Below are 315 nucleotides of genomic sequence, written 5' to 3'. Positions count from 1 at the left end.
CTATTCATTGATCTTTATAATCGGAAAGTGGTAGGATGGGACCTCAGTGAATCTCTGGAGGCGGAATCAAGCATAACAGCCTTTAACCGGGCCTATTGGAAAAGAAAGCCCGCAAAGGGGCTGATTGTTCACAGTGACAGAGGTGTGCAGTATGCTTCAAATGAGTTCCGCAAAACTCTCAAAATGTTTAGATGCAAACAGAGTATGAGTCGCAAAGGAAATTGCTGGGATAACGCCGTGGCAGAAGCATTTTTTGCAACACTTAAGAAGCGAATGATATATCACAGGAAGTATGAGACTGTACTGGTTCAGCGG

1 protein-coding gene is annotated in these 315 nt (G+C 44.1%); it reads left to right on the top strand.

The annotated features are described in order from the left end of the window. On the top strand, positions 1-315 hold a 315-nt coding region (locus CALK_RS11770; RefSeq protein WP_034638482.1), incomplete at both ends, for a DDE-type integrase/transposase/recombinase.

Origin of the sequence: Chitinivibrio alkaliphilus ACht1, from assembly GCF_000474745.1 — a bacterium.
GTDB classification, from domain to species: domain Bacteria; phylum Fibrobacterota; class Chitinivibrionia; order Chitinivibrionales; family Chitinivibrionaceae; genus Chitinivibrio; species Chitinivibrio alkaliphilus.
Note: the sequence above shows the minus strand (reverse complement) of the source record. Positions and strands in the feature narration are given on the sequence as shown.